This window comes from Desulfitobacterium sp. (genome assembly GCF_035539115.1).
Classification (GTDB): domain Bacteria; phylum Bacillota; class Desulfitobacteriia; order Desulfitobacteriales; family Desulfitobacteriaceae; genus Desulfitobacterium_A.
The window spans coordinates 1-9,623 of sequence record NZ_DATLJA010000070.1 but is presented as its reverse complement, the minus strand read 5'-3'; the positions used below and the strand labels follow the sequence as shown (position 1 = coordinate 9,623).

The window sequence follows — 9,623 nt, the reverse complement described above, 5'->3', positions numbered from 1 at the left end:
TCTCGTCTATTTTACAAAAAACATGCTCATAAAACAGCCCGGCCCAGCTCTTTTCGAGTCTGTTTTTGAAGCGAGGGTCCATTGAACTCAAATTACTAAAAAAATTATCTTGTTTATGTTTCGTATTTTCCCTAAACATAGAAAAAATCACTTCAAACTACAGTATAGATAAATTATATTGAGATATCTATGGTTATCTCCACTATACTATATAATTCAACACAATTGAGGTAGATTCCTGCTTTTTGATGAAAAAATCAGAGGGTTTCTGCACCAGAATCATTCATAAAATTATTTCCAATACTTGAAAACACGATTGTTAACAGTACGATTGCTAGACCAAGCCACACCGCCCAATAATCTTGCTGTTTCCAGAAATCTGACCACCTCCCAGAAGGAATCGTTGTTTTCTTTGCGGTGGAAACATAGCCCACTCGTTTACCCTCTCCTTTTCAAGCCCCCAGTATTACCTCTTCGATTCATATTCTCCTCATATTTATTCCCATGGTTTTTTTGTGAACATTTTACAACCTCTGCGTTTTATTTTTAGATGAGGTAGCTAACAAATAATTCAATGGCCATTTAGATGCAAAAAATACTCGGTTAAATAAAACTTGGCTAAGACTTAAATTAAATATTTGGTACATTTATTATACCAAGTTAAATTTTAACAGTAAATATGATAGGAGTAAAGGATGAAATTAACTTATAGATAACATCACACCGATGCTACCAGAGGGGTAACGATTGCCTTACGTTAAACCTGTTTTTTCTACCGCGCATGCTTTCATACAAACCGTGATAACCCATTGTTTGGGATTAAAAATCCTTAGTCCATAATTTAGGCGCATTCATTGAATGCCTTCCCCTGGCAAACTGCTCAAAATTAACCTCCATAAATACAAGGGCAATCATAATTATAGAACCACCAACTGCCATGCTAAAGGTAAAAGATTCAAAGCCAAAAACGACCGAAAACAGACTTCCAAAAAGGCCCTCAAGCATCATAATCAGACCCGCTGTTGTTGCCGAAGTATGTCTCTGGGCAATAACTTGAATCGTCTGCGCGGCGAATGAACAGACAATTCCCATATATAAAAGCGGTAAAATCGCCACTTGCCAATTTACATCGATGAGCTGACCTCCATCGACAATGAAAAAATATCCCAATCCACCCATTGTTTGCACCGTAGCTAACATAAATGTGACAATAGTCGGATCCGTTTCACTTGTGCCATAACTTATATACGCAATAGAACCTGCATATAAAAAGGCAGAAATTAGTGAGTAAACGTCACCTTGGTTGATCCTAAATCCTTTGTTCATTATGCCCGTAAGTATCGCCATGCCCAATAAACAAAAAGCTATAGCTATGAAGCTTTTAATTTTGAGTGGCTTTTTGTATGCGAGCCAAGCAATAAACGGTACGATTACAACATATATTGCAGAAATAAACGCATTGTTAGAAGGAGTAGTATATTTCACTCCTACTGTCTGCGCTATACAGCCTCCAAAATTCATTAATCCTACAAACAGCCCGATTTTAAAATCGTCTAAAGTCATTTTGAATATTTTTTTATAAAAAAACAAGAGTGCCAACATCGAAAAAATAAATCCCCTTGCAAAGTTAATAAACCCTGCTGAGACATTGACGTCCAAGGCCATTCTTGTAACAACAAACCCCGAACCCTAAAGTACCGAGATCAACAGTAACATCATATTCGCTGTTCGTTTGGTAATTTTCATTAATTCAAGCCACCATTCATCTCGTAAGAAAGGGTACACCAGTGGATACCGCGTGTCAATGAAATTCAGATACAGTACGGTGTTAAAAATGATCTGGCGAACTACTCAACTCTTCAATAAAGCCTAAAACTGCATCCTCTTTCGTTGCCCAAGAAGTGACAAGGCGAACAGCAGAATGATCAGCATCAACCTCTGACCAGACTAAAAATGAATAATTCTTTTGAAGCTCAGTGATCAGTCGATTGGATAGTATAGGAAATATTTGATTTGATGGCGAGTGTACCAAGAACTTGAAGCCTGCTTTTCGGATTTCATCCCTGAGTAAACTAGCCATCTTGTTGGCGTGCTTTGCCAGATCGAAGTACAAGTTGTCTCTGAAAAGTTCCTGAAACTGAATCCCCAAGAGTCTTCCCTTAGCAAGGAGTGCTCCTTTTTGCTTCATATGAAATCTGAAATCCTCTTTAAGGGAGTCACGGCAGATCACTAACGCTTCACCAATGAGTGCTCCATTCTTGGTCCCGCCAACATAGAACGCATCTACAAGTAATGCAAGATCGGAAAGTTCTAGGTCATTCTCAACAGAACACAAAGCTGAACCCAGCCTAGCACCGTCCATGAACAAAAAGAGCTTCTTTTCTTGGCAAAATATACTTAGTTGTTCTAGTTCATCCTTATGATAAATTGTGCCTATTTCTGTCGGATTTGAAATGTAAACCAACTTAGGCTTCACCATGTGCTCGTCAGTATGTAAATCCAGAGCAGCCTTAATGTGCGAAGAGTTTAATTTTCCATCACCTACTTCCATAGATATGATTTTATGCCCTGTTGCCTCAACTGCTCCTGTTTCATGCACGAAGATATGCCCGGTGTTTGCAGCAATTACAGCTTCATGTGGCCTTAAGAAAGCTGAAATAGCCGTAAAGTTCGTTTGTGTACCACCTGGGAGCAGGTGGATATCGACATCGTTTCTCCCAATGCTTTGCTTTAACAGTTCAATCGCTTTTTGTGTATAGCAATCTTCTCCATACCCTTCAACCTGCTCAAAATTTGATTCCATCAAGGCATTCAATATTCTAGGATGCGCTCCTTCGCTATAATCGTTCTTGAAACTGTACATTATTAAAAACTCCTTTTTGTTTTAATCTTGCAACCCCACACTCATCTTCAAAAGGACCTTCATATATCTTAACCCTCAGATTCCACGAATACAACGACTTGGGGATGTAATCAAAGATGGAAAATTTACTAATCTGAATAAAGTGAAACCCGAATAAGGCGCTTTCTATAAAGAAAGTGTCCGTTATTCGGGCTATAGTTTTGTCCGAACACAATGGTTTTTTGCTCGTTATAGTTCAATCGACGTAGGTTTTTGTTTGAGTACTAGAGAAAGCACAGCCAGATAGATAATACCTATGACAATCCATACGCTACCAAGCTTAATAGCAGCAATATCCATCCCGTAAAGAACATAAGCGATCACGACAAAACCAATAATTGGCATGATCAGGTGTTTAAAATAGTTTTTAGACTTACCTCGAATGATGTAATGGTTAATTACAGAGATATGCAGAAGCAGAAAGGAAATCAACGCCCCAAAGTTAACTAGAACTGTCAAATTAGCAATCTGGCTTTGGAAGAAAAGACCCACACCTAAGGAAATTACCGCCACTAAAATCGTACTTATATAAGGTGTCTGATATTTAGGATGCACTTTGGAAAGCACCAATGGCAATTTTCTATCACGCGCCATGGAATAAAGCACACGAGAAATTGCTGCCTGGGCTGCTAGAGCATTGGCAATCCCCCACGAAAAAGCCGTAGCAATAATAGTGAGATTTTTCAGCCAAGTACCGCCAGCGGCCCCAGCAATCTGGTAGAAGGCTATGTCGAGATTATCAAAATTCATACCACGACCTAGATCACTGGCAATCCATGTCTGGATGATAAAGAGAAAACCGACGATGAGCAGGGCTAATACGGTCGCATTCCCGACCAACTTATTGCCGACCTTTTCGCCGCCTTTGACCTCCTCCGAAAGTGTGGAGATCCCATCAAAGCCTAGGAAAGAAAGCACAGCGATCGAAACTGCCCCCATTACCGTGCTCAGACTGAAATTTGCTGGGTCATAGATGGGTTTCATAGTTAACCCACCATCGCCGACGCCATTTTTCAGAGCCACCAGTCCAACAACAATAAAAATCGCCAGAACGATAAACTCCGCAACCAAGATAATGCGGTTGGCGCCCGCTGTAAATTCAATTCCTCTAACATTAATGATCGTATTAAAGCCAATAAATAAAACCAACCACACCCAAATGGGTACTGCTGGGAGTAATGCTCCCAAAGCTGCAGCACTGACCAAGTAAAGTAATGATGGTATCAAAATATAATCGAGCAAGATTGACCAACCAGCCATAAAACCAATATATTCATTAATCCCTCTTTGAGCATAGGCATAAACCGATCCGGCGATCGGGAAAGCCTCAGACATTCTGGCATAACTAAATGCTGTAAAAATCATGCCAAACATACCAATCATGTAAGCTAAGGCGACCATCCCTTTGGCTCCATCCGAAACGTAACCATAAACCCCAAACGGTGCAATGGGCACCATAAAGATCATCCCATAAATAACCAAATCCCAAAAACTCAAGGCTCGCTTGAGTTCTTGTTTATAACCAAATTGCTCAATGGACATAACTTTTACCTCCCTCGTATACACTGTTCGCGCTTATGCTTGTAGAAAGCCTTTTTCCGACAGCATGTTCCAACTCCAGAAAAGAGTGCTGAAACGAGCCAATAGTAACTTTAGGTCTTCTTTAAAGAGTGATTCCCAACTGCTGAAGATATTGCAAATTTAACTCAAAACGGACAGTCTTCAGCGGATCAACGACCTGGCAAATTTGCAAGTTGCCAGTAAGGCTAAGCAAATTGACCGCATCGTATTCGTTTAGCGTACCATTAGTCATTGTTGTCAATAGCCCAACGAGGTTACGGGTAGCGTCCAAAACCGCTTCATCCAGCGTTTTAGCCGAAGCGATCGCATACATAGAAGATGCGGTTTTAGCTAAAGGCAACGGCAGTTGACGATCTTTGAGCACAGAAATGGTGACCGTAACTTCACCTTGGACTTCCAAACCGCAGACCGAAACCTCTCCATCTCCCATTGCTGCGTGTAAATCGCCCATAGCCAACAGCGCCCCTGGAACGTTAACCGGTAAATAAAGAGTTGTGCCTTCTCCGATGATAGTGCAGTCCATATTTCCGCCATGTTCACCAGGTGTGCCGCAGGCCACAGGATCACCTGCTGGAGCAGTTCCGATAACCCCAATCATTGGTTTAAGAGGGAGCTCAACCCTCCCTTCGTAAACCGCTTTACTGTCTCGAATGGGAATAAGACGAATAACATTTTTGGATAGCCTATCCCCGAGCATCCCCAGATCTGGCCCGGTCATCATGACACCATGATCGGCAATTTCGATATGCTCGATCTTAACCTCCAAGATATCACCTGGTTGGGCACCTTCGATATAGACAGGACCAGTAGCCGGATTAATCCTATTCCAATCGAGGGCCTCAAATTCCGTATCCACCGATTTAATCTGATTTTCAAAGCAGTCACAGGTCTCAAAGAGCACCGTAGCTCCATTTTCCACCCGTAGCACTGGTTGGTTCAATGCCGACATGGCATAGACAATTTGGTTACGTTTAATGCGATACATCACAATCTCCTCTCTGAATTTCCCTTTTATCCGGTGTATTCAAACTAAAAATCTGTTCAAAAAACATAGCATCTATTTGAAATTGGTCATCTAGGGGTTCACTCTTCGAGTTGGCGCCTAACTCAAGCGAAGCCTTAAATGCCAAAATATCACTTAGTTCAATATAGATTTTTTAATAAAGATCGAGATACTCTTTATACTCCCAGTCAGTAACCGCTGCCTCATACCTCTCCCATTCAGCACGACGCATTAAGATGTAGTGACGAATATATTCTTCGCCCAATGTCTCACGAAAAAACTCATCTTCCTCCAGAGCTGTCAATGCATGGGGCAATGAGCGCGGCAAGTGAGTAAATTCCTGTGCATAGGCGTCTTGCCTTGCCAATGCAGGAGGCGGTTCAATCTGTTGTCTAATGCCATCTAAGCCAGCTGAGAGCATTGCTGCCAAGGCAATATACGGATTGGTGTCTGCACCAGGCAGGCGGTTTTCCAAGCGTGTGTTTTGTCCTCTATGTTGGGGAATGCGGACCATCGCTCCCCGGTGTTCATAGCCCCAAGTCACGGTTGTCGGTGCAAAAGTATAAGGTTGTAGCCGTTTATAGCTATTAATGGTCGGATTACACAATGCGCATAAAGCTCGGGCATGCTTAATTTGTCCACCAATAAACCAGCGACAAAGCTTAGATAAACCATCTGGCTGATTCGGGTCGGAAAAAACATTGTTGCCATTCTGATTAAACAGAGAAAGATGGGTATGTGCCCCACTTCCACTGGATGAAGCGACAGGCTTACTCATAAATGTTGCCTTATACCCCTTGCGTTGCAGAATTTCTTTAATGATCGTCCTATAGTAGAAAGCCATGTCTGCAATTTCTAAACCCCAAAATGGAGAATTGGTCACTTCAAATTGCCCTGACCCATATTCCGTGTTGGCAACTTCCGGTCCTGCCCCCATTTCTGTCAACGCAAACATAACGGAAGTAATGATGTCTTCCACTTTCGCCTGCGCAACCTCAGAAAAGCATTGCAATCCGGTCCATACTGGTTCTAAAGACGAAGAATTGGAGCGTTGTCCATCGGCCAGAAAGACATAAAATTCATACTCAAAAGCGCCATAAACCCGGTAACCATCCTGAGCGAGATCATTTAAAACCCGTCGCAAGATATGACGGGGCGAAGTGGGCACTGGTTGACCATCTGGTAGAAATATATCAGAAATAACATGTGCCATCCCTGGCGACGATGGCAGGATTCCAAAGGTTGCTAGATCCGGTTTTAGCACCCAGCTGGGATATCCACCATCAAAGCCATCGCCTGCTTCCGGCAGCAGCTTGGCGGAAGTATCCATCGAAAACATTGCTGAAGGATAGGACAAAGAACCGTGCATAACCTGTTCCAGAAAATACCTTAAAGGGACATAACGCGCACGTTGGATATTCGAAGGGTCATGCAAAGACACCCGTACAGTATGAATCTGTTTTTCACGTAGAAGTTGAGTAATATGATTGCTTAAATCGGATGTGGCCAAGTTTCCCACCGGCTTTCGCGTAAATTTTTAACAAGTATTTTATATAAACGTGTTGCAAATGTAAATTTTTACGGTAAAGGCAAAGTTCTTGAATACAACAAGTCTTATTAAGCTTATTTTATGTGTTATAAATTATATGCAAAATGCGTGCCACAGTAGTAGTACACGTCACGCGCACAAAACAAGCAGATCACGGAACAGATGTATTTGTACGATAGACATCCAGCCATCCTTGGTTTACAATAGAACCAGGTGATGATAATGTTGGACCAAGAGATAGTTGCCCAAAGCCAAGAATTTGTTGCCCTTCTTGCCCGCGCACAACGCATTGCGCTGTTTCCTTCCACAGTTCTACTGGAAGGCGAGACTGGAGCTGGAAAAGAAGTTGTAGCGAATTGGATTTACCGTCATAGTCCCCGTGCCTCTTTTCCCTTTATAAAGATTAATTGTGGTGCGATACCGGAAACACTGTTAGAATCAGAGCTTTTTGGTTATGAGAAGGGCGCCTTTACTGGAGCGAAAAATGATGGAAATCCTGGTCTCTTCGAGCTAGCGGATAAAGGTACGCTCCTCCTTGATGAAGTTGGTGAACTCTCCCTTGCAATGCAGGTCAAATTATTACGAGTCCTGCACGACCGAGAAATTCGTCGTGTCGGCGGGAGTTGGTCCCGTACAATTGATGTGAGGGTAATCGCCAGCACGAATAAAAATCTCCAATCTATGGTTGAGCAACGCCTGTTTAGGGAGGATCTCTATTATCGTCTAAATGTCGCTTATCTATATGTCCCTCCATTGCGTGAACGAAGAGAGGATATCCTACCATTACTGAACCACTATCTACAAGAAATTACCGAAGAATTCAAGATCAGCAGGCGGTTCAGCGATGAAGCAATAGGCTTAATTCTGAACCACAATTACCCAGGAAATGTCCGTGAGTTGCGCAACCTCGTTGAAGGGCTATGTGTAAGCGCCGAATCAGAGCTAATCACACTTGATTATGTTGTAAAACGTTTAGGACCCAGTTCTAGCTGTCCATTGACTAACCTCGCGAGCAGTACTCTTCAGGCACAGTTAGATACTACTGAAAAAGCGGCTATCCAACAGGCATTACAGAAGAGTCCAAGCATTCGCCAAGCAGCCAAGATTTTAGGCATTAGTCACGCTACACTGTTGCGTCACATGCAAAAATTCGGTTTAAAACTCAAGTCTGTTTAGAAAGCATTAAAAATAAACCGTGCCCATTTAACGAGCTACGGTTTATTTTCTTTTGTTTATTATTAGCCTCCTGGATTACCCCCTGAGGAACCTACCGAACTTTATTTTGATTCCTTGATTACAAAACTTCTCTTCGTATTCTGTCATGATATTCCCCCGAAAATCACTTTGATATAAATCATACGTCCTATATAGTTCATTAAAACCTGCATCTTCGAAATACTTAAGACTATCCGTGAAAAGTAATTCATCGTCAGTTTTGAACCAGATTTCCGATCCATTCTTTAAAAAGGTTTGATATAGTCTAATGAAATTAGGATGGGTTAATCTTCTTATTATGATGTCTCCTATTGGGCCATGGATTACAAAAGTTGATATAGATTTTCTCAATTTCGTCTGGAGCAAAGATACCTGCGATGTTCTCTATATGTATAGGAATAATTTTTACATTAGTCAGGTGGCTTTCATTGGCTTTTCTTAAGACATGAACCAAAAGTTCATTGTGGGCATCAAGCGCAATGTAGTTGATATTTGTATTCATCCTAGCAAGTTGGTTGATGAAACGACCTCTTCCACATCCCAATTCCAGATGGATTGGATGATCATTGCCGAAGAGATCTTTCCATTTCCCTTCGTGCTCCGAAGGGGTAAAAAGGACCTTATAATCTTTTTCCAATTCGGGCTTAGCCCACCTCTTTTTTCTAAGTCGCATTTAACTTTCTCCTCTTTTAACCGAAGATGTCTAATTTGACATCCATTAACTATGTCCCCTTGTTCCCGTCTAAACATTGCCGACATAAATGTAGTTTAATCCCGCATTTTTTCCTATAAGCTTGGCCCTTTCTAAGGTTTCCACAGGGGTAATTGGGGTGTCCATCATCTTCCAAGAAGGGAAAAACCGGCTTACATGCCAAGGTACGTCTTGACTAAGTTCCGTAGCAATAAATTGAGCAATCATTTCAAGTTGGCTTGTCTTATCATTTACGCCCGGTACGACCAAGGTGCTGATTTCGAGGTGCACTCCCACTTCGTGAAGGTATTTTAGGTTATCCATAATAGGTTCGGCCGTTCCGCCGCAATAGCGCTCATAAACCCCATCATCCGGTCCCTTAAAATCCACGTTAGCAGCATCTAAATATGGAATAATTACATCGAGGGTTTCTCTCGACATATAACCGTTGGTCACCCAAACATTTTTCAGTCCCTTTTCTCTGGCTAACTTCATAGTATCCAGAGCATACTCCACAAAAATTGTCGGTTCAGAATAAGTATGAACTGGATTATTGTCAGAGCATGTCTCCGCAAGATTGACTGCAAAACCGACATGATTCTTGCCCGCCTTTTTCCGATACGTTGCCTCTGTATCAAAGGCCGATTGAAGGGAACTCGCGGCGATATCTTTGTTCTCTTTA

The 9,623-nt window shown here is 41.9% G+C and carries 7 protein-coding genes and 2 pseudogenes; 1 reads left to right on the top strand and 8 read right to left on the bottom strand.

Annotated features, from left to right (window positions below):
• Window positions 1–257: 257 nt before the first annotated feature.
• The 6 genes and pseudogenes from VM640_RS11960 to VM640_RS11935 form a co-directional block, all read right to left on the bottom strand.
• Window positions 258–434: a hypothetical protein gene (locus VM640_RS11960; RefSeq protein ID WP_414647977.1), complete on the bottom strand. Its 177-nt coding sequence runs from the start codon at window positions 432–434 to the stop codon at window positions 258–260.
• Between the two features lie 385 nt (window positions 435–819).
• Window positions 820–1,677: pseudogene (locus VM640_RS11955) on the bottom strand (DMT family transporter); the annotation flags it as partial.
• Window positions 1,678–1,828: 151 nt separating this feature from the next.
• A complete protein-coding gene (locus VM640_RS11950; protein ID WP_325392494.1) occupies window positions 1,829–2,863 on the bottom strand; it encodes a threonine aldolase family protein in 1,035 nt (344 codons plus the stop codon).
• A 228-nt stretch (window positions 2,864–3,091) separates the two neighbouring features.
• Entirely contained in the window at window positions 3,092–4,444 is a 1,353-nt protein-coding gene (locus tag VM640_RS11945; protein WP_325392492.1) for an APC family permease, read from the bottom strand.
• Window positions 4,445–4,565: 121 nt separating this feature from the next.
• A complete protein-coding gene (locus tag VM640_RS11940; protein ID WP_325392490.1) occupies window positions 4,566–5,468 on the bottom strand; it encodes an acetamidase/formamidase family protein in 903 nt (300 codons plus the stop codon).
• Window positions 5,469–5,640: 172 nt separating this feature from the next.
• Window positions 5,641–6,996 carry a glutamine synthetase family protein gene (locus VM640_RS11935; RefSeq protein WP_325392488.1) on the bottom strand — a complete coding sequence of 452 codons (1,356 nt, stop codon included), beginning with the start codon at window positions 6,994–6,996 and terminating at the stop codon, window positions 5,641–5,643.
• A 261-nt stretch (window positions 6,997–7,257) separates the two neighbouring features.
• Here VM640_RS11935 and VM640_RS11930 point away from each other — a divergent pair, with 261 nt between their 5' ends.
• Window positions 7,258–8,211 carry a sigma-54 interaction domain-containing protein gene (locus VM640_RS11930; RefSeq protein WP_325392486.1) on the top strand — a complete coding sequence of 318 codons (954 nt, stop codon included), beginning with the start codon at window positions 7,258–7,260 and terminating at the stop codon, window positions 8,209–8,211.
• Between the two features lie 75 nt (window positions 8,212–8,286).
• On the opposite strand, the pseudogene trmB reads toward VM640_RS11930, so the two are convergent.
• Together trmB and VM640_RS11920 are read right to left on the bottom strand one after the other, a co-directional pair.
• Window positions 8,287–8,923 (bottom strand): annotated as a pseudogene (gene trmB / locus VM640_RS11925) (tRNA (guanosine(46)-N7)-methyltransferase TrmB).
• Window positions 8,924–8,992: 69 nt separating this feature from the next.
• The coding region (locus VM640_RS11920; protein WP_325392484.1) for a radical SAM protein at window positions 8,993–9,623 on the bottom strand (631 nt) is incomplete at its 5' end.